Source organism: Amycolatopsis sp. NPDC059235 (assembly GCF_042754125.1).
Classification (GTDB): Bacteria; Actinomycetota; Actinomycetes; order Mycobacteriales; family Pseudonocardiaceae; genus Amycolatopsis; species Amycolatopsis albidoflava.
In genome coordinates this window covers 3,067-22,660 of the sequence record NZ_JBHZAG010000122.1, presented here as the reverse complement: position 1 = coordinate 22,660, position 19,594 = coordinate 3,067, and the positions used below count along the sequence as shown (strand labels likewise).

Below are 19,594 nucleotides of genomic sequence, written 5' to 3'. Positions count from 1 at the left end.
GCCTTGACAAGCACCCCCAGACCGCAGGAGAGCTTCGTATCGGGGTGCGGGGGAGGGGCTGGGTGCCTCGATAGCGGGTGCATCGGTGCGGTTTGGGGGCTGGGTGCCTCGAACGTTGGGTGCAGCGGCGCGGGGGAGGGTTGGGTGCCTCGAACGTTGGGTGCAGCGGTGCGGGGGAGGGCCGGGTGCCTCGATCGTGGGTGCAGCGGTGCGGGGGTGGGGCTGGGTGCCTCGGACGTGGGTGCACCGGGTGCGGATTGGTGGGTGGGAGGGGCTGGGTGCGCCGATGGTTGGGTGCAACGGCTGCGGTCGCGGTGGTTGGGCTAGCGCCCCAATGTGGCGTTGGGTGCGTGTGGCGCACCGAATGCCACATTGGGTGCGTCGCGATGGCGGGGCGGGTCCGTGAAGGGCTCCTTGAGGGAACCCAAGTCCGTGAAGGTTCCCCTCACGGACTTGCGATGGTCGTGAGGGGAACCCTGAGGGACTCAGAGTCCGTGAGGGTTCCCCTCACGGAACCGTCCGGGAGGCCAGGAACTGCCAGCGTCAGTCTGCCTCGGGGGTCTTGTCCAGGCGGACGTCGTCTTCTTTCGCCCGTTGGGCTGCTTCGCGCATTTCGATCACGTCCGTGAACCAATCGCCCGTTTCGCGGGCTATGTCGCGGACTGCGCCAGTAATGATCGTGGCGATGTTGCCGATGTGGTTGGCTGCGGACTCCGTCAGCTCCTGCACGGTGTCCTTGCCACTTTCGAATGGGCCGACCATGGGCTTCCTCAGGCTGCTCGGAGTTGCCGTTCGGGGTCCACGGTAGCGGCCGGGCCCGGTTTTCCGGGAAGGGCCAGCCTTGCGATTTTCTTCGCCACCGACCACAGCTGCTTGTACAGGGGGCCGGTGTTGTAGGGCAGGCCGTAGCGTTCGCAGATTTCGCGCACTTCTCCGGCGATCTGCGGGTAGCGGCGCGCGGGCAGGTCCGGGAACAGGTGGTGCTCGATCTGGTGCGACAGGTTTCCGGAGAGAATGTGGAACAGCGGGCCGCCGGTGATGTTCGCGGAGCCCAGGATTTGGCGCAGGTACCACTGGCCGCGCGTTTCGTTCTCGGTCTCTTCCTCGGTGAAGCTCTCGACGTCCGCGGGAAAGTGGCCGCAGAAGATGATCGAGAACGCCCACAGGTTGCGGACCAGGTTGGCGCTCGCGTTGCCCAGCAGCGTCAGCGGCGCGAGCGGGCCGGTGAGCAGCGGGAACAGGACGTAGTCCTTGCCGATCTGGCGCGAAGCCTTGCGGACGATCCGGCGCAGCACCGGAACGTTCTCCGCCCAGGTTCGCTCGCCCTTCACGACCCGCTCGACCTCCAGGTCGTGCAGCATGACGCCCCACTGGAACAGCAGCGCGAGCAGCGTCGCGTACACCGGGTTGCCCAGGTAGTACGGATGCCACTTCTGCGCCGGGTCCATCCGCAGGATTCCGTAGCCGACGTCGCGGTCCTTGTCGACGATGTTGGTGTAAGTGTGGTGAATGTAGTTGTGCGAATGCCGCCAGTTCTCCGCCGGCGCGACGGTGTCCCATTCGAAGCGCTGCGAGCTCAGCTCCGGGATGCGCGTCCAGTCGTACTGGCCGTGCATCACGTTGTGGCCGATCTCCATGTTGTCCAGGATCTTCGCCGCGGACAGCGCCGCGACGCCGGCCAGCCACGCGGGCGGCAGGAAACCGGCGAACAGCAGGCCGCGGCCGGTCACCTCCAGCGCGCGCTGGGTTTTGATGATCTTGCGGATGTACTCGACGTCTTCCTCGCCGAGGTCGTCGACGATCCGCTGGCGCAGTGCGTCGAGTTCGCGGCCGAATTCCTCGACCTGTGCGGTGGTCAGGCGGTCTTGCAGGCCGGTCATGCTGCTTGCCTCCGAGTGGTCAGGCGTCGATTTCGACGTCCCCGACGGGGACGCTGACGCAGAGCTGGATTTCTTCGTTCTCCTCGCCGGAGATCTCGCCGGAGCGGGCGTTGCGGACGCGTCCGGCGGTTTTGAGCTGGGTGCAGGAGAAGCAGATGCCCATCCGGCACCCGTGCTCCGGCGTCAGGCCCGCGTCCTCGGCCTGTTCGAGCAGCGGCTTGCCGGAGTTGTCGCACTCCCGGCCGCTGCGGGCGAAGCGCACCCGGCCCTCGGCTGCCTCCGCGGCGAAGGTCAACGGCGCTGCCGTGAACTCTTCGGTGTGCAGTTGTGCACTCAACCCCTCGTTCTCGAAGAGTTCACGTGCGGCGGCCATCAGCGGGGCCGGGCCGCACAGGAACGTCTCGGCCTCGCGGAACCACGGCGCGGCCTTCTCCAGATGCGCGACGGAGAACAGGCCGTGCAGGTCGCCGCCGCGGCGGGCGTGGGTGTGGGCGTTGACCACGCGGAACGCCGGGTGCCGGGCGGCTAGTTCGGCCAGTTCGGCGCGGTAGAGGGCGTCCGCGGCGGTGTTCGAGTAGTGCAGGAACACGATCTCGCCGGGGTGGCCCTCGGCGACGAGCGTCCGGGCCATCGCGAGCACCGGGGTGATTCCGCTGCCGCCGCTCATCAGCACGATCCGGTCCGGACGCGGCGACGGCAGGGTGAACTCGCCGTCCGCCGGCGAAAGCCCCACCACCGCGCCGACGGCAGTGTCCTGCAGATGCCGCGACACCAGCCCGTTCGGGTCGGCCTTCACGGTGAACTCCAGGTCGTCGCCGCCCTGCGCGCCGCACGGCGAGTAGCAGCGGGTCCGGCGGACGCCGTCGATCTCCACCTGCATCCGCACGTACTGCCCGGCGCGGAAACCCTGCCACGCCCGGCTCGGCCGCACCGTGAAGGTGACGGTGTCCGGCGTCTGATGCCGCACGGCGGTGACGCGGCCGCGGATCTCGCGCCGCACCAGCATCGGGTCGACCAGTTCGAGGTACCGGTCCGCGCCGTGCGGGGTGAGCAGCGCCTCGGCGAGCGAGACGAGTCCGCGCACGCGGCGCGGGAGCAGTGCGGTCATCACCCCTCCAGAAGTTGAGTGCACAGTCGTACACTGACTAGTGTGGGGGCAAGGCCCCGGGGCCTGTCAACGCGGAAGCGAGGTGATGTGACGTGGGCCATGCGGCGATCGCCAGTACGCTGCTCGACGTGTCCGCAGCCGAGGAGCCGGCCGGCCCGGTGAGCCGGCAGGAGCGCAAACAGCGCACCCGTCAGGCGTTGCTCGACGCGGCGCTCGACCTGCTCGCCGACCGGAGTTTCGCCAGCCTTTCGCTGCGCGAGGTCGCGAAAGGCGCGGGCATCGTGCCGACGGCGTTCTACCGGCACTTCTCGTCGATGGAGGAGCTGGGCGTCGCGCTGGTCGAGGAGACCACGCGCACGCTGCGCGGCATGCTTCGCGGCGCGCGCACCGAGCAGCGCGGTTACGGCGGCATGATCCGGGCTTCGGTGCACACGCTGCACCGGCACGTCCGCGAGCACGAGGACCACTTCCGGTTCGTCACGCGCGAGCGCTACGCCGGTCCCGGCGCGGTGTCCCGGGCGATCGCGGTCGAGATGCGGATGTTCTCCAGCGATCTGGCGTTGGACCTGGCGCGCTTCGACCCGCTGCGCACCTGGCCCACCGAGGACCTGCACCTGCTGGCCGACCTCATCGTCACCGCGATGCTCGGCACGGTCGCCGAACTGCTGGACATCCGTCCCGGCGACACCGCCGCCGACGAGCGCACCTTGGTCGCGGCGGAAAAACGGCTCCGGATGATCCTGCTCGGCGTGCCGCACTGGCAGCCTTAGCGGCATGGCCTTCCTGCACCTGACCGCGATCATCGTCGACGACTACGACGAGGCGATCGACTTCTTCACCCGCGCCCTGGGCTTCGACCTGGCCGAGGATTCGCCGTCGCTCACCAACGACGGCCGCCCCAAGCGATGGGTCGTGGTCCGGCCGCCCGGCGGCGAGACCGGCATCCTCCTGGCGAAGGCGGACGGCGAACGGCAGTCCCGCGCGGTCGGCGACCAGCACGCCGGCCGCGTCGGGTTTTTCCTGCGCGCGGACGACTTCCAGGCCAGCTACCAGCGGATGCGCGACGCCGGGGTCGAGTTCCTCGGCGAACCGCGGACCGAGCCCTACGGCCAGGTCGTCGTGTTCCGCGACATCGCGGGCAACCGCTGGGACCTGCTCGGCCCGGCCGCGTCCTGAGCCTGCTCTACGATCCCGAAGTCCAGCAGATCGTGGAGGAACGCTATGCCGAGCGGGTCGGAAGTCCGAGCCGAATTCACCGACCCAGCCGAAAACCTGGCGTTTGACGAGGCACTGCTGCGCGAGGGGCCGACGGAGCCGGTGGTGTGGCTGTGGCGGAACCCGGTGTGCGTCGTAGTCGGCCGCGGTCAGCGGATCGCCCGCGAAGTCCGCGTCGACGAATGCGCGCGCGACGGAGTGCCGGTGCTGCGGCGAGCCAGCGGCGGCGGCACGGTGTTCCACGACCCGGGCAATCTCAACGTGACGCTCGTGCTTCCCGGCCCCGCGCCTCGTCCGCTGGAAATGCTTGGCCTGGTGATGTCCGCCGCAGTGGAGAAACTCGGTCTCCCGGCCAGAATCGGCGACCGCGGGATCTTCGTCGGCGACGCGAAACTGTGCGGCTTCGCGGTGTTCCGGACCAAAGACGTGCTGCTGGCGCATTCGACGTTGCTGGTCGACACCGATGCCGCCCGGGTCGGCGCGTACCTCACTGGTCCGCCGCCGGACCCGAAACCGCTGGATTCGCACCGGAGCAAGGTCGCGTCCCTGGTCGACCACGGCGTGCGGCTGCCGCTGACTGAGGTGGAGGACACTGTCCGCGCGGCTGCGGCGGGACTGCTCGGCCCGCTCCCGCCGCGCGAACCGACAGCGGGGGAGTTGGAGCGGCAGCGCTCATTGCTGTGGAGCCGCTACGAATACCCGGACTGGCACGCCGAGGGACGCCAGCGTTCGTGATCTCCTTGCCCAGCAGGCAGATCCGGGCGCTCTTGGCCGAGATGCCGTGAAGGGCTCCTTGAGGGAATCAGATTCCCTCAAGGAGCCCTTCACGGAACGGGTCAGTTGGAGGAGGAGAACAGCACGGGCGGCACTTCGCTGGCCGCCCGACGGCGCGGCTTGGCAGCGGATTTCGCCGGTGCCGGAGCGGCGGTCTTGGCCGGGGCCGTTTTCGCGGGTGCGGTTGTCTTGGCGGTTGCCGACTTGGCCGGGGCGGTGGCTTTTGCCGGGGCCGTTTTCGCGGGTGCCGATGCCTTGGCCGTTGCGGTCTTGGCCGGGGCCGCCTGCGCGGGTGCCGTCTTCGCAGGCGCGGAGGCCTTGACCGTCGCGGTCTTCGCCGTCTTGCTGGCCGGGGTCTTGACCGCGGCGGCCTTCGTCGTCTTGGTCGCGGCAGCCTTGGCCGTGGTCTTGGCGGCAGGCGTCTTGACCGCGGCACTCTTCGTCGACTTGGTCGTCGCGGCCTTGGCCGGAGCCTTGCGCGCGGTCCGGCTCACGGTCCCGGTCGCGCCACCCGTTCGGGCAGTCTTCGCGGCACTGGCGGCAGCAGTCTTCTTGCCAGCAACGGCTTTCCCGCCCTTGCCCGCCGCGGCGGTCTTCTCCGCCGCCGGCTTCGCTCCAGCCTTCGCCGCCCCCGCGATCAGCCGCGGCCGAAGCTTCCGCCCGCCGGTCCGGCGGCCCGCCTTCGCGTACTTCTCCAGCAATCGCCGCAGCGCGGCCGCATTGCGGGTGCCGAGGTCGATGTCGTAATCGATGCCGTCCAGCGCGAACGCGACGGTTTCCGCCGCGCGTCCGCCGGTCAGGTCGTCCAGAGTGCGGACAGCGGTGTTCCTCGCCATGGGAGCCTCCCGTGCTCGATCGTGGTCGTGCGTGCAACCGGCACGGCGACGACCCGGAATCCGCGGTGCCGCCGGTTTCTTGCAGCTCTCTCACAAGAATACCGGCAGGCTTGCGCGAACCTGCGCGGTGGTGTGCGCTGTGCGCATGGCAGCAGAGACTTTCGACGTCGTGGTCATCGGGGCGGGTCCGGTCGGGGAAGTGGCCGCCGAACGGGCCGCCATGGGCGGGCTGAAGGTGGCGCTCCTCGAACACGAACGGTTCGGCGGGGAGTGTTCGTACTGGGCGTGCATCCCGAGCAAGGCGTTGCTGCGCCCGGGAAACCTGCTCGCCGCGGCCAAGCGGATGCCCGGCGTGCCGATCGGCGACGCGCTGGACCCGGAGAAGGTGCTCGCGCGCCGCGACTGGTTCACCGGCAAGGGCGACGACTCCGGCCAGGTCGAATGGGCGCGCGGCGCGGGCATCGAACCCGTGCGCGGCTACGGCCGGATCACCGGTGAGCGCGAGGTCACTCTCGACGACGGCCGCGTTTTCGCCGCCCGGCACGCGGTGATCGTGTGCACTGGCAGCGTCCCGCGCACGCCGCGGATTCCGGGCCTGGACACCATTAAGCCGTGGGGTTCGCGGGAAGCGACGTCGGCGACCGAGGTGCCCGGACGGCTCGGCGTGCTCGGCGGCGGCGTGGTCGGCGTCGAGATGGCGCAGGCGTGGGCCCGGCTCGGCGCGCGGGTCGACCTCGTGATCACCGGCGACCGCCCGTTGCCGCGGCTGCCGGAGTTCGCCGGAGACCTGGTCCTGGACGGATTGCGCGAGGCAGGCGTCCGCGTGCACCAGAACTCCGGCCTTGCCGAAGTGTCCGTTGTGGACGGTGGCACGCGGCTGAAACTGGCTGGCGGCGACGAGATCGTGGTCGACGAACTGCTGGTCGCCACCGGTCGTGCGCCCGCGACCAGCACCATCGGACTGGACGTGCTCGGCCTGCCCGCCGACGGCCCGCTCCAGGTCGACGAAAGCGGCCGGGTGTCCGCTGTGGAGGGTGGCTGGCTGTATGGAGCGGGCGACGTCACCGGCCGCGCTTTGCTGACCCACCAGGGAAAATACGCCGCCCGCGTCGTCGGGGACTCGGTCGCCGCCCGGGCTCGCGGCGAGGAGATTTCGACCGAACCGTGGAGCCGCTACAGCGCGACCGCCGACCATCACGCGGTTCCGCAGGTGGTGTTCACCGACCCGGAAGTGACGTCAGTCGGCCTCACCGAGGCGCGCGACGGATCCGCGGACCGGGTCGTGGACATCGACATCGCGGTCGCCGGTTCGTCGCTGCACGCCGATGGGTACCAAGGCAAAGCGCGCATGGTCGTGGACACCGAACGCGGCGTCGTGCTGGGTGTCACGTTCGTCGGCCAGGACGTGGCGGAACTGCTGCATTCGGCGACGATCGCCGTCGTGGGCGAGGTGCCGCTGGACCGCTTGTGGCACGCCGTCCCCGCGTTCCCGACGATCAGCGAGGTGTGGCTGCGGCTGCTGGAGGCTTACGGGCTCTGATTTCGGCGGTGTCGTGTCGCTTAAGCGGTTGTGCCGCTTCGGGTAGCGTCGGGGCATGACCAGTGCCCCCGTTCCCGGCCGTCGCGAACGCAAGAAGGCGGCGACCCGCCAGGCGCTGGCCGACGCCGCCCTGCGGATGTTCCTGGAGCGCGGCTACGACCAAGTGACCGTGCGCGAGATCGCCGACGCCGCCGACGTGTCCACCACCACGCTGATGAAGCATTTCCCGACCAAGGAAGCGCTCGTTTTCGACCGGGAGCCGGAGATCGACGAGGCGCTGGTCTCGGCGGTGCGGGACCGTCCGGAGGGCACGTCGGTGCTGGAGGCGCTCCGCGCGCACATGCACGTCCGGGCGACCTCCGGCATCCGCGCGGAGGCCGAACCGCTGCTGCGGCTGGTGCGGGAGACGCCCGCGCTCGCCGAGTACTGGCACAAGATGTGGATGGGCCACGAGCACACGCTGAGCCGGGTGATCGCGGCGGAAACCGGTGCGCCGGAGGGGGATCCGCGGTGTGCGGTGCTGGCGCATTTCGCGCTGGAGACGGCTTCGCTGGCCGACCGGTCGGACGACCCGCCGCGGGTGGTGGACGTGGCGTTCGACCTGTTGGAGCGCGGGTGGCAGTGAGGGTTGTTCTGGGGGACCGTTGTTGCCGGGGCTGAGCGGTTTGCCGGCCGGAGCGGCTTAGCCGCGCAGCCGTCCGCTCAGGACGGCAGCTGCAAGTCGAGCGCACCCTTCGCGGCGCGGGCAAGGCCGGGATCGTCCGCAGTGGACGGTCCCGGTTGCCAGACCGCCTGCACGATCCGCACGCCGTTCCCGTCGACCTTGCTGGCGTAGGCGGCGCCGTCGAACTGCGGAGGGCCGGACGGCCACTTGCCGGTCTCTGTGGCGACGTCGAGGATTCCGCCGCCGCCCGGGTTGTCGGCGATCTGCTTGAGGTGATCGGCCTGTCCGGCATCGGGGAACTCGACCACTGCGACGGTGACCGCGGCCGGACGTCCGTCCACGAGCGCCGTGTAGCTCGCGCGGCGGACTGCGGAGCAACTGGTCTGCTGAAGACTCGCCTGGACGTCCCCGAAAGCGTGCGAGGCGCACTTCTGGTCGGCGCTGTTCGCCCGGGGCTCGAAGGTGAGAGTCGGTGCCGGAGGGGCGCTCGGCTTGACGCTGCTCGGCGCCGGGCTCGGCACACTGCTGGGCGGCGGCGCACTGCTGGCGGGCGGCGCGGCGGTGTTGTCGCCGCCGCTGGTCGCCACGACGATCGCCGACACCACCAGCGCGACCAGCAAGACGATCGCCGCGATGGGCACCCACTTGACCGTCCGGGAGCCCGGTTTTCCCTGTCCGGGCGGGGTGTTCGGCCCGGCTCCGGCGGCTGCTCCAGCTCCCGCTGCCGCTGCGGTGGGAACTCCTGCTCCCGCGCCGGTGGCTGCTCCGGTTGCGGGACTGGCTGTTCCGGCGGCCGGAGCCGGTTGCACAGGTTGAGGTGCGCTTCGCGGCGGACTCCCCGGCACGACCGGCGGAACGGCGGCACTCGGAGGCCTGGAGCCCTGCGGCTTCGCCGGAGACGGCATCTTCTCGGTCGGAGCCTCGGGCGGGTCAGTCGATTCGGTGGGCGCCTCGGAAAGCGACGCCAGCTCGATCGGCGGAATCTCCGGCCGGGGCGGCCGCACCGCGATGATCTTCGGCCGAAGCACCGGGGGAGCGGCGGATTTCGGTGCGGCGGAAGGATTGCCGGGGGAAGCAGCACCCTTCGACGGCGCGGAGTCAGCGGATCCCGAAGCGGCACCGGGGAAGACGGGAAGCCCCTGAGCGTTTCCAGCACCAGCCGGGCTTTGCGGTCCCGTGCCAGCCGTGGGAGCGGCACTTGCGGCGGATTTTCCAGCCGCAGCAGCAGTGGATCCGGCGGCGTTTGTTCCAGCGACGACGGGACCGGTGGTGCTCGATCCGGACGCACTGGATTCGGCGGTGCCGGGCGAGGCTGCGCCTGGAGCGTCGGTGCCGGATCCCGCCTCGACAGCATCGGCTCGGGTCGCGCCGGAGTTGGCAGCCGCAGAGTCGGCAGCGCGGGTTTGGGCTGCGTTGGCGCTGGCAGCGGCGGAGTTGGCGGTGCTGGCCCGGCCCGAGCCGGGAGTGGCGTTGCCCGAACCCGGTGCGCCCGAACCGGCGGCGACGGGTCCAGCCGCAACAGGTTCAGCGGTGGCGCCAGACATCGCCGCGCCCGCCGCGACAGCGCCTAGCCCGGCAGCTGCCGTTCCTGCGGCGACCCCGGTCGGGCTGTTCGACGCCCCCGTCCCAGCGCTCGATCCAGCCTTGGCCCCAGTGCCTGCGGGAACAACAGGGCCTGCCGTGCCTGGTGCGGCAACGGAGTTCGGTGCGGCACCGCCAGCAACCCCAGCGCCAGCCGGACCACCGAACCCAGGAGACCCAGGAGACCGAGGCCCGGGAGGAACCGGAACGTCATCCGCGAACCGAACGAAACCCTCCCCCCGCAAAACCTCGTCCGAAAGCTCCGGCGCGTCCGGCGCCAGTGCCGAGATCAACGCCCGGGCCTGGTCCACCGAGCGCGGATGCCGGGCCGTGGCCAGGGAGACTGTCGCGGCCAGCATGGTGGTCGGCGTCGGGTGCAGGACCCGGACCGGGCCCGCGAGGTCGCCCGGCGGCTGGTCGACCGTCTCGACATACGGGCCGACCGCCACGATCGTGCCTACCGGGCCTCCGCCGAGTTCCGCGATGCGGCGTTCGCATTCCTGGGACAGGTCGAGTGCCTCGGTCGCGGGGTTGACGTCGTCGCCGTGGACGAGGGGCCAGCCGTCCGCCTTCCACGGGCCGCTCAGCGGGGCTTCGAGGCGCAGCGCCGGGTCGGGCAGGTCCACGCCGATCACCACGAGCACGCCCGCGGGAAGCACCACGACCGCCTCCACCGGACGGTCTCCGGTCGGGCGGGCCCCGACGAGCGCGACGCCGCCGATCACCGTGCTCCCCCGGCCGAGGGAGGCCAGCGCGGCCCGCACGTCCTCCGCGACGCGCGAGGGCTGCTGCCCGAGACGGACCAGTCGCACCGAAACTCTCCTGTCAAATCCGCAGCGTTTCCGGTGCACCACGCTAGCGTGCCGGGCCGCCGGAACCGTGCTCCGCGCCCTCGCGTCGGCGTGGCTCACCACAATGGGTCGTCCGCTGCGACTTGTGGTGTTCATGTGGCCAAACGGCACGGTTGGGGTGCAGAATGTGCTACACAGGTCGGGAACTGCCGTGGAGGCTACGCAACCTGCGCAGGGTTCGAGAGGTCGTAGGGGAAGACGTCCCTCGTCGAACAAGCGGAGGTCAGCAGTGAGCACCCGTGGCAGCACCCGAGGCGTGGTGTACGTCCACTCGTCGCCGTCTGCGGTATGTCCGCACGTCGAGTGGGCTATTTCGGGCACCCTGGGTGCCCGGGTCGAGCTGAAGTGGACGGCCCAGCCGGCCAGTCCGGGACAGCTCCGGGCCGAATGCAGCTGGAGCGCGCCCGCGGGCACCGCCGGCAAACTCGCCGGCGCGCTCAAGGCGTGGCCGATGGTGCGCTTCGAAATCACCGAGGAGCCCAGCGCGGGCGTCGACGGCGAGCGGTTCTGCTTCGCGCCCGGCCTCGGGCTCTGGCACGGCCGCACCAGCGCCAACGGCGACATCGTCGTGGGCGAGGACCAGCTGCGCGCGCTCGTCAGCATGACCCGCGGCGGCGAAACCCTCGCGCACAAACTGGACGAGCTCCTCGCCGCGGCCTGGGACGAGGCGCTCGAGCCGTACCGGCACGCGGGCGACGGCGCCCCGGTCACCTGGCTGCACCAGGTCGGGTGACCGAACGCGGTACCCTCACCCGGGTGAGCGTTCCTTCGGCCCCGCCCTCCCGTCAGCGGTGGTTGATCCCCGTCATCGTGGTGGTGCTGTCCATCACCGTCGCCGGGGGTCTGCTCGCCCGCGAGCTCTACCGCCGCCCCGATTCCCCGCGCGCGGCCGACGGCGAAGCCATGGCGCCGTCCGCCACGACCAGCGGCGGCCCGTCCGACAAGTCCGGCTCGGTCCAGGTCGCGGTCGCCCCGGACGCCGAGAACCATCCGCAGGACGACGCCGTCCGCACCGTGCTGCAGGCCTATTTCAACGCGCTCAACAAAAAGGACTACGACGCCTGGACCGAGACGGTCAGCGACGCGCGCCGCAGCAAGACGCCGGAAGTGGACTGGCACCGCAACTTCCAGTCCACGAAGGACGTCAACATCCTGCTGTACCGCATCGAACCGGGCGCGCAGGGCACGCTGCGGGCGCTGGTCGGGTTCACCAGCACCCAGTCGCTGAACGAGGCCCCGGGCGATTTCCAGGAGACGTGCATCAACTGGCGGCTGGTGCTGCCCATGAAGTTCGAGCACGGCTCGTACCGGATCGACACCGTCGACGGCACCGCCACCGAACACGACAAGTGCTGACCGCGAAAAAACGGTGAAGGGCCCCCGCGAAGATTTCCGCGGGGGCCCTTCACCGTGAAGAGGAACTCAGTTCGCCGGCGTGAACAGCAGCGCGGAGTTGTGCCCGCCGAAACCGAACGAGTTGGACAGCGCCGCGGCGAGTTCGACCTTGCGGTTCTCCCCGGACACGACGTCCAGCTGCACCTTCGGGTCCTGCTCGGTGAGGTTCAGCGTCGCGGGGACGATGCCCTCGTACAGCGCGAGAATCGTCGCGATGCCCTCGACCGCGCCGGCCCCGCCGACGAGGTGGCCGAGCGCGCCCTTCGGCGCGGTGACCACCGGGTGCTCGCCGACCGCCGACCGGATCGCCGCCGCCTCGCCGATGTCTCCGACCACAGTGGACGTCGCGTGCGCGTTCACGTGGCCGATGTCCGAAGGGGACAGTCCGGCCATCGCCATCGCCGCGCGCATCGCCGCGATCTGCCCGATGCCCTCCGGGTGGTTGCCCGTGATGTGGTAGGCGTCGGACGTCAGGCCGTAGCCGGCCAGCTTCGCGTAGATCCGCGCCCCGCGGGCCTTCGCGCGGTCGGCCCGCTCGAGCACGACGACGCCGGAGCCCTCGCCGAGCACGAAGCCGTCGCGGCTCACGTCGAACGGACGCGAAGCCGCGGCCGGGTCGTCGTTGCGCGTCGACACCGTGCGCGCCTGGGCGAACCCGGCGACGGTGATCGGGTGGATGCAGGCCTCGGAACCGCCCGCGACCACGACGTCGGCCCGTCCGGACCGGATCATCTCGTAGCCGTTCGCGATGCCCTCGGCCCCGGACGCGCACGCCGACGCGGGCGAATGCACCCCGGCGCGGGCTTTCAGGTCGATGCCCACGTGCGCGGCCGGGCCGTTCGGCATCAGCATCGGCACGGTCAGCGGCGACACCTTGCGGAGACCCTGCTGGTGCAACAGATCGTTCTGGGTCAGCAGGGTCACCGGCCCGCCGACCCCGGTGCCGATCGAAACGCCGAGGCGTTCCGGTTCGACATCGGTGTGCTCGTCGGTCTGCTCGGCGAACCCGGCGTCGGCCCAGGCCTGGCGGGCGGCGATGATCGCCACCTGCTCGCACCGGTCGAGCCGCCGGGCCTGCACGCGGGGCAGGATGTCGGTCGGCTCGACGGCGAGCTGCGCCGCGATCCGGACCGGCAGGTCCAGCTCCTCCGCCCAGTCCGCCGCGATCGTGCTGATCCCGCTGCGGCCGGCCAGCAGACCGTCCCAGGTGGACGCGACGTCCCCGCCCAGCGGCGTCGTCGCGCCCATGCCGGTGATCACGACGTCGATGTTGCTCATGGCAGTCTCCCCAAGGGTCGGCTCCGGACCGGGGCCCGGGTACGAAGAGGACTTACTTCGAGTTGGCGGACACGTAGTTCACCGCGTCGCCGACGGTCTTCAGGTTGGCCAGCTCGTCGTCCGGGATCTTGACGCCGAACTTGTCCTCGGCCTGCACGGCGATCTCGACCATCGACAGCGAGTCGATGTCCAGGTCGTCCACGAACGACTTCTCGGCGGTGACGTCGTCCTGAGCCACGCCGGCGACCTCTTCGACGATCTCGGCGAGGCCGGCGAGAATCTCAGTGTTGTCAGCCATCGGTGTTGTTCCCTTCTCGGTTCTTCTGCGGGTCCGCTCGCGGGCACGGCGCCCGCGGGGGAAGTATCGCTCAGGGCAGGACGAACGCCTGCGCGGCATAGGAAAGCCCGGCTCCGAAGCCGACCGCCAGCACCACGTCGCCGCTTTTCGCCGTTCCCGCCTTGCGCATGTGGTCCAGCGCCATCGGGATCGAGGCGGACGAGGTGTTGCCCGAGTACTTGATGTCGTCGGCCACCACGATGTCCTCGCGCGCCCCCTTGGCGCGCAGCTTCTTGGCGATCGACTCGACGATCCGGAGGTTCGCCTGGTGCGGGGCCAGCACGTCCACATCGGACGGCTGCAGCCCGGCGGCCTCCAGCGCGCGCAGCGCGATCGGCGCGATCTGCGTGGTCGCCCAGCGGAAGACCGACTGGCCCTCCTGGTAGATCCACTGGTGGTCGCGCATGTAGATCAGGTCGACGAGGTCGCCCGCGCTGCCCCACACGACCGGGCCGATGCCCGGTTCGTCGGACCCGCCGACCACCGCGGCTCCCGCGCCGTCGGCGAAGATGATCGCGTTCGCGCGGTCGGTCGGGTCCACGACGTCGGTGAGCTTCTCCGCGCCGATCACGAGGACCTTCTTCGCCGAGCCCGCGCGCACGAGGTCGGAGGCGACGCCGAGGCCGTAGCAGAATCCGGCGCACGCGGCGTTGAGGTCGAACGCGCCGGGGCTCGGCACGCCGATCCGCGCGGCGACCTGTGCGGCCGCGTTCGGGATCTGCGAGGGCATGGTGCAGTTGGGCACGATGACCGTGTCCACTTCGGACGGATCGACGCCCGCGTCGGAGAGCGCGTCGGCCCCGGCGGCGACGGCGTAGTCGACCAGCACGTCGTCCTTCTCGCCGAAGCGCCGCTCGATGATGCCGACGCGGTCGCGGATCCACTGGTCGCTGGTGTCCATGACCTGCGACAGGTCGTCGTTCGTGACGATCCGGTCCGGCTGGTAGCTGCCGAACCCGAGGATGCGGGCGGCGGGCGCGCCCTGGGCAAGGCGCATGGTGGGACGGGCGGTCACTGGGCGTCCTCCTCGCGCAGCGCCGCCAGTTCGGCGGGCGACTTCAGCGCGGTGGTAGTGGTGACGACGCCCTTGAGCTGCCGCTTGACCAGTCCGGTCAGGGTGCCCGCGGGCGCCAGTTCGACGGTGCGGTCCACGCCGAGCGAGACGAGGCCGTCCATGGTGAGGTCCCAGCGGACCGGGCGGGTCACCTGGGCGACGAGCCTGCGCAGGTACTCCGCGCCGCTCGTGACGACCTGGCCGTCGGCGTTGGACAGCAGCGGGCGCGTCGGGTCGGCCGGGGAGAGACCGGCGGCGTGCTCGCGCAGGGCGTCTTCCGCGGGGGCCATGTAGGGCGTGTGGAAGGCGCCGGCGACCTTGAGGGCGCGGATCTTCGTGCCCTCCATCGGCTCGGCGATGATCTTCTCGATCGCGGCGGCGGACCCGGACGCGACGATCTGCCCGGCCCCGTTGCGGTTCGCGGCGGCGAGGCCCTGGCTTTCCAGCCACGCGGCGACTTCCTCGGGGTCGCCGAGCATCACCGCGGCCATCGACGTCGGTTCGAGCGCGCACGCCTTGGCCATCTCCGCGCCGCGGACCGCGGCGAGCGCGACCGCGTCGGCGGGGGCGAGCACGCCGGCGATCGCGGCCGCGGCCAATTCGCCGACGGAGTGGCCGGCGACCGGCGCGTCGTCGGCGACCGGCAGGTGCTCGAAGGAAAGCAGGGACAGCGCGACGATCAGCGGCTGCGCGACAGCGGTGTCCTGGATCTCCTCGGCCCCGGCCTCGGTGCCGAGCCGGATCAGGTCGAGCCCGGAACGGGCGGACCACTCTTCGACGCGCGCGCGGGCGCCGTCGAGCTCGAGCCACGGGGCGAGCATGCCGGGGGCTTGGGAACCCTGGCCGGGGGAGAGGACTGCAACTGTCACGCTGTCTATGAGACCACGGGACGGGTCGGTGCTTCAGATGCGGGCGGTCACCAAGTCCGCGCGGCGGAATTGGAGGAAACCTCCAAAGACCTGCCGGAGAACCCGGCCCTTAACCCATCCGCCTTGTGGGATTCAACCAGCGCTTGCCGTGAAGTCTGTCACCCGCCCCCGCCCCGGCGGAAGGGGGCGCGGCACGTGGGCCGGAGGTTCGCGGCGCTTCCGCCGAGCGCGGGAGGGAACTCGGGCGCGGATGTCCCCAACGCGGCATGGGATGGGTGGGACGCACTGAATGCGGCGTTGGGTGCGCGCGACGCACCGAACGCCGCGTTGGGTGCGTCAGATGCGCCCAAAGCTTTCTCATCAGCGCGCGGGGATTCTTGCCCTCGCCCCTCGCCCCTCGCCCCTCGCCCCTCGCCCCGGCGCGCGGGCCCGGCGCGCTGTGCCGCGGTCCGTGAGGGGAACCCTGAGGGACTCTGAGTCCCTCAGGGTTCCCCTCACGGACCTTCGCAGCAACGGAGCGACGCAGCCCGGCTGGCGAGGGATGCGGAGCACCGCTCGGCCAGCGCCGCTGTGACCAACCTGCCGGACACCGCGCTACCGAGAAAACACCATCGGGCCCCGGTTACCAGAGGCCGCGGGCGCGGGCGAGCCTGCCGACGGTCAGCGCGACCCGCAGCACCAGCGCGTCGCGGGCGTCGGTCGGGTTGCGGCCGGTGAGTTCGGCGGCTTTGCGCAGCCGGTACCGGACCGTGTTCGGGTGCACGAACAGCGTTTGCGCGCAGCGTTCCAGCACCCCGCCAGTGTCCAGATAGGTCTCGACGGTGCGCTGCAGCGCCGCTCCGGCCTCCTCCAACGGCCGGGCCACCGAATCGACCAGCAGCCGCTCCGCCCCGGGGTCGCCGGACAAGGCGCGTTCGGGCAGCAAATCGTCAGACCGCACCGGACGGGGCGCGCCGGGCCAGCCGACCACCGCGCGCAATCCGGACAGCGCCTCGGCCGCGCTGTGGTGTGCCTCGGCCAGCGTCGGCACGGTCGGGCCCGCCACGACCGGTCCGTCGGCGAACACCGTCGACATCCGGGCCAAGATCTCGCGTTCCTTCGGCCCGCCCTCGGTCGGGCCGCCGATCACGATCACCAGTCGCGAGCCCTGCACCGACAGCAGCACCGCCCGGCCGACGCGTGCGGCGCGGGCGCGGACGTCGAACACCACCGTCGGCGGGTCGTCCGAGGGCGGATTTCCCACCAGCACCGTCGCCGCCGCGGCCGGGTCCCAACCCAGCGCCGCGGCGCGCGACAGGACGGATTCTTCGGCGTCGCCGCGGACGATTCCATCGACCACCAGAGCTTCGAGCCGCGCGTCCCACGCCCCGCGCGCTTCCGCCGCGGCGGCATAGGAATTGGCCGCGGCGAAAGCGATCTCCCTGCCGTAGCGCAGAATTCCTTCGATCAACGCGGCACGTTCGGCTTCCGAAGCGGCGAATTCCGGGAGCTGTTCTTCGAAGACCTCGATCGCGAGCCGCACCATCGCGACGGCCTGCCGCAGGCTGATCCAGCGCGACACCTCGGTCGGCGCGTCGCGGAACGCCTCGGTGGTGAGCTTCAGCGCTTCCTTCGAATCACGCAGCCAAGCGACGAATCCGCTGGCCCCGGTCTGCGTGATCAACAGCACGCTGGCGCGCTGATCGGCAGGCAGCCGCGCGAACCAGACCAGCCGGCGTTCCATTTCCGCGACGCTCGCGCTCGCCAGCCGCCCGGAGGCGTGCTCCAGGCTGCGCAGGGTTTTGGCGGACAGCCCGTGGTGCTTGCGCGCGGGGCGTCCCGTGGTGTCGGCCATGTCGGATCCGATCCTACGTGCCGCGCGCGGCCTGCAACTTTAGGCGGATGCGGCGGCGACCTCGGGAGGTGGGCGGCGTCGTGCCGAAGTGCCTAGGATCCCCGGGTGGGGTGGTAGGGGATCACCCCCGGCGAAAAGAGAACAGGGGGACGGGCCATGCCAGAGCCCGGACTGGAGATCGACGGGATCTCCAAACGCTACGGCGCCGTGGTGGCGCTCGAGAAAATGACGTTCGACGTGCGGCCGGGGGAGCTTTTCGGATTCGTCGGCAGCAACGGGGCGGGCAAAACCACCACGATGCGCATCGCGCTCGGCGTGCTGAGCGCCGACGCGGGCCAGGTGCGGTACGCGGGCGAGCCGATCACGCACGAAACGCGCCGCCAGATCGGCTACATGCCCGAGGAACGCGGGCTGTACCCGAAAATGAAGGTCGGCGAACAGCTCACGTATCTGGCCCGGCTGCACGGAATGCCCGCCGCCGCGGCGAAGGCGTCGAGCGCGCGGTGGACCGAACGCCTCGGCGTGGCCGCGCGCCGCGACGACGAGGTGCAGAAGCTCAGCCTCGGCAACCAGCAGCGCGTGCAGCTCGCCGCCGCGCTGGTGCACGAACCGCGCATTCTCGTGCTGGACGAACCGTTCTCCGGGCTCGACCCGGTGGCCGTCGACGTGATGAGCGACGTGCTGAAGGAAAAGGCGGCCGAGGGCGTTCCGGTCGTGTTTTCCAGCCACCAGCTGGATTTGGTGGAACGGCTGTGCGACCGGATCGGGATCGTCCGGAGTGGACGGATGGAAGCGTCCGGCACGGTGGCGGAACTGCGTGCGGGCGGGTCGACCCGGCTGCTCGTGGACGCGCCTGAAGCACCGGAAAACTGGGCGGCCGGGCTGTCCGGCGTGACCGTGATCGGCCGCCGGGGAGCGGTGACCGAGCTGGAATTGGCCGACGGCGCGGACGACCAGGCGGTGCTGCGCGCCGCGCTGGCGACCGGCCCGGTGCGGGAATTCGCCCGGAAACTGCCGTCGCTGACCGAGTTGTTCCGTTCCGTCGTGTCCGAGCACCAGGAGGCCGCGGCATGACCGGGTCCGACGTCCAGATGAGCCCGCTGTCCGCCGTCGGCCTCGTGGCCGGGCGGGAAATCAGCACGCGCGTCAATTCCAAGGCTTACCGCATCACCACGCTCGTGATGGTGCTGATCGTTGTCGCGCTGGCGCTGATCTTCAAATTCTTCAACGGCGGCGGGAGCGCCGACGCGACGGTCGGCTACGTGCCCGCCGCCTCGCAGCTGGCGCAGCCGCTGACCGCGACGGCGAAATCGATCGGCCAGACCGTCGCGACGCAGCAAGTCTCCGACGAGAAGGCGGGCCAGGCGAAGCTGCAGGACGGCTCGATCGACGCGCTGCTGGTGCAGGACGCGAAGCGGGTCCACGTCCAGGTGAAGAAGACCTTGGACGCGAAGCTGAAGAACACCTTCACCGTGCTCGAAGGTCAGCTGGCTCTCAACCAGCAGATCGAATCCCTCGGCGGCGATCCGGCGAAGGTGCGCCAAGCGACCGCCGAGGCGTCGATCGACGAGCTGCCGCCGCTCGAGAAACCGTACGACTACAACGGGCAGCAGCTGGTGCTCGGCATCATCGCGGGCATCCTGATCTACCTGTCGCTGATGCTCAACGGGCAAAGCGTCGCTCAGGGCGTCGTCGAGGAGAAGACGTCGCGGGTGGTCGAACTGCTGCTGTCGACGATCAAACCGTGGCAGCTGATGGCCGGGAAGGTGCTCGGCATCGGCACCGTCGGCCTGATCCAGATGCTGGCGATCGGCGTGGCCGGCGTCGCGGCCGGGCTCGGGTTCGGGGTGCTGACGATCTCGGTGAACGCGGCGGTCGGCACCGTGGTCTGGCTGATCGTCTGGTACCTGCTCGGGTTCTTCATGTATTCGATCGTGTTCGCCGCGCTGGGCGCGCTGGTGTCGCGGCAGGAGGACGTGGGCGGCGCGACGATGCCCGCGCTGATGTTCGTGATCGCCGGGTACGTGGTGGGGATTTCGATCCTGCCGTCGAATCCGGCGAGCCCGCTGGCCGAGGTGCTGTCGGTGATCCCGGTGTTCGCGCCGACGCTGATGCCGATGCGGCTGGCGATGGGCGGCGTGCCGGTGTGGGAGGCGGTGCTGTCGGTGGGCCTGGTGGTCGCGCTCATCCCGGCGCTGATCTGGCTGGCCGCGCGGATCTACCGCAACGCGGTGATGCGCACCGGCGCGAAGGTGAAGCTGCGGGACGCGCTGAGCGCAGCCTGACAGCGGAGTTCCCTACGGCGGGGGGGGGGGGGCGGCCCCCAGCCCCCCGTAGGAAGCACCCGGCCCAAAAACACAGGGTGTGGACAGACCCGA

General features: G+C 70.7%; 19 protein-coding genes. 9 read left to right on the top strand and 10 right to left on the bottom strand.

From position 1 onward, the window contains the following. Positions 1–543: 543 nt before the first annotated feature. The 3 genes from ACFXI3_RS42960 to ACFXI3_RS42950 are packed head-to-tail and all read right to left on the bottom strand — an operon-like array spanning position 544 to position 2,988. Positions 544–762 (bottom strand): hypothetical protein, encoded by a 219-nt coding sequence (locus ACFXI3_RS42960; protein ID WP_378407639.1) that lies wholly within the window; start codon positions 760–762, stop codon positions 544–546. 8 nt (positions 763–770) lie between these two features. Continuing rightward, the gene (locus ACFXI3_RS42955) at positions 771–1,880 is read right to left on the bottom strand and encodes an acyl-CoA desaturase (protein ID WP_344272364.1); all 1,110 of its coding nucleotides are present in this window, start codon (positions 1,878–1,880) and stop codon (positions 771–773) included. A 19-nt stretch (positions 1,881–1,899) separates the two neighbouring features. Then, the gene (locus tag ACFXI3_RS42950; protein WP_378407637.1) at positions 1,900–2,988 is read right to left on the bottom strand and encodes a ferredoxin reductase; all 1,089 of its coding nucleotides are present in this window, start codon (positions 2,986–2,988) and stop codon (positions 1,900–1,902) included. Positions 2,989–3,080: 92 nt separating this feature from the next. Here ACFXI3_RS42950 and ACFXI3_RS42945 point away from each other — a divergent pair, with 92 nt between their 5' ends. Genes ACFXI3_RS42945 through ACFXI3_RS42935 form a run of 3 tightly spaced genes read left to right on the top strand, consistent with a single transcriptional unit; the run spans position 3,081 to position 4,938 of the window. Continuing rightward, the gene (locus ACFXI3_RS42945) at positions 3,081–3,758 is read left to right on the top strand and encodes a TetR family transcriptional regulator (RefSeq protein WP_344272370.1); all 678 of its coding nucleotides are present in this window, start codon (positions 3,081–3,083) and stop codon (positions 3,756–3,758) included. A gap of 4 nt (positions 3,759–3,762) precedes the next feature. Beyond that, entirely contained in the window at positions 3,763–4,164 is a 402-nt protein-coding gene (locus tag ACFXI3_RS42940; RefSeq protein WP_378407634.1) for a VOC family protein, read from the top strand. Positions 4,165–4,209: 45 nt separating this feature from the next. Next, positions 4,210–4,938, top strand: a complete 729-nt coding sequence (locus tag ACFXI3_RS42935) for a biotin/lipoate A/B protein ligase family protein (RefSeq protein ID WP_378407632.1) — start codon at positions 4,210–4,212, stop codon at positions 4,936–4,938. Positions 4,939–5,039: 101 nt separating this feature from the next. Here ACFXI3_RS42935 and ACFXI3_RS42930 read toward each other — a convergent pair whose 3' ends face one another. Next, positions 5,040–5,813 carry a histone-like nucleoid-structuring protein Lsr2 gene (locus ACFXI3_RS42930; protein ID WP_378407630.1) on the bottom strand — a complete coding sequence of 258 codons (774 nt, stop codon included), beginning with the start codon at positions 5,811–5,813 and terminating at the stop codon, positions 5,040–5,042. 145 nt (positions 5,814–5,958) lie between these two features. On the opposite strand from ACFXI3_RS42930, the gene ACFXI3_RS42925 reads away from it, so the two are divergent. Beyond that, on the top strand, positions 5,959–7,353 hold the full coding sequence (locus ACFXI3_RS42925; RefSeq protein WP_378407628.1) for a dihydrolipoyl dehydrogenase family protein: 1,395 nt from the start codon (positions 5,959–5,961) through the stop codon (positions 7,351–7,353). A 55-nt stretch (positions 7,354–7,408) separates the two neighbouring features. Next, positions 7,409–7,978, top strand: a complete 570-nt coding sequence (locus ACFXI3_RS42920) for a helix-turn-helix domain-containing protein (RefSeq protein WP_344272384.1) — start codon at positions 7,409–7,411, stop codon at positions 7,976–7,978. A gap of 77 nt (positions 7,979–8,055) precedes the next feature. Here the strand turns inward: ACFXI3_RS42920 and ACFXI3_RS42915 are convergent, their stop codons facing one another. Continuing rightward, the gene (locus tag ACFXI3_RS42915) at positions 8,056–10,410 is read right to left on the bottom strand and encodes a hypothetical protein (protein ID WP_378407626.1); all 2,355 of its coding nucleotides are present in this window, start codon (positions 10,408–10,410) and stop codon (positions 8,056–8,058) included. A 268-nt stretch (positions 10,411–10,678) separates the two neighbouring features. On the opposite strand from ACFXI3_RS42915, the gene ACFXI3_RS42910 reads away from it, so the two are divergent. Together ACFXI3_RS42910 and ACFXI3_RS42905 are read left to right on the top strand one after the other, a co-directional pair. After that, on the top strand, positions 10,679–11,182 hold the full coding sequence (locus ACFXI3_RS42910) for a DUF3145 domain-containing protein (RefSeq protein WP_093576929.1): 504 nt from the start codon (positions 10,679–10,681) through the stop codon (positions 11,180–11,182). A gap of 23 nt (positions 11,183–11,205) precedes the next feature. After that, a complete protein-coding gene (locus tag ACFXI3_RS42905) occupies positions 11,206–11,805 on the top strand; it encodes a hypothetical protein (protein ID WP_344272397.1) in 600 nt (199 codons plus the stop codon). Between the two features lie 66 nt (positions 11,806–11,871). Here the strand turns inward: ACFXI3_RS42905 and ACFXI3_RS42900 are convergent, their stop codons facing one another. The 5 genes from ACFXI3_RS42900 to ACFXI3_RS42880 form a co-directional block, all read right to left on the bottom strand. Further along, complete coding sequence (locus ACFXI3_RS42900; protein WP_344272400.1) at positions 11,872–13,122, bottom strand: beta-ketoacyl-[acyl-carrier-protein] synthase family protein; 1,251 nt, start codon at positions 13,120–13,122, stop codon at positions 11,872–11,874. A gap of 52 nt (positions 13,123–13,174) precedes the next feature. Then, positions 13,175–13,420 carry an acyl carrier protein gene (locus ACFXI3_RS42895; RefSeq protein ID WP_037820481.1) on the bottom strand — a complete coding sequence of 82 codons (246 nt, stop codon included), beginning with the start codon at positions 13,418–13,420 and terminating at the stop codon, positions 13,175–13,177. 70 nt (positions 13,421–13,490) lie between these two features. Continuing rightward, complete coding sequence (locus tag ACFXI3_RS42890; RefSeq protein ID WP_378407641.1) at positions 13,491–14,456, bottom strand: beta-ketoacyl-ACP synthase III; 966 nt, start codon at positions 14,454–14,456, stop codon at positions 13,491–13,493. 14 nt (positions 14,457–14,470) lie between these two features. Then, on the bottom strand, positions 14,471–15,382 hold the full coding sequence (locus ACFXI3_RS42885; RefSeq protein ID WP_344272410.1) for an ACP S-malonyltransferase: 912 nt from the start codon (positions 15,380–15,382) through the stop codon (positions 14,471–14,473). Between the two features lie 622 nt (positions 15,383–16,004). Further along, positions 16,005–17,216, bottom strand: a complete 1,212-nt coding sequence (locus ACFXI3_RS42880; RefSeq protein WP_344272412.1) for a helix-turn-helix domain-containing protein — start codon at positions 17,214–17,216, stop codon at positions 16,005–16,007. Positions 17,217–17,372: 156 nt separating this feature from the next. On the opposite strand from ACFXI3_RS42880, the gene ACFXI3_RS42875 reads away from it, so the two are divergent. Both ACFXI3_RS42875 and ACFXI3_RS42870 read left to right on the top strand, forming a co-directional pair. Next, positions 17,373–18,290: an ATP-binding cassette domain-containing protein gene (locus ACFXI3_RS42875; RefSeq protein ID WP_344272415.1), complete on the top strand. Its 918-nt coding sequence runs from the start codon at positions 17,373–17,375 to the stop codon at positions 18,288–18,290. Beyond that, on the top strand, positions 18,287–19,501 hold the full coding sequence (locus ACFXI3_RS42870; RefSeq protein ID WP_378407624.1) for an ABC transporter permease: 1,215 nt from the start codon (positions 18,287–18,289) through the stop codon (positions 19,499–19,501). The genes ACFXI3_RS42875 and ACFXI3_RS42870 overlap by 4 nt, the downstream gene beginning before the upstream one ends. The last annotated feature ends 93 nt before the right edge of the window (positions 19,502–19,594 follow it).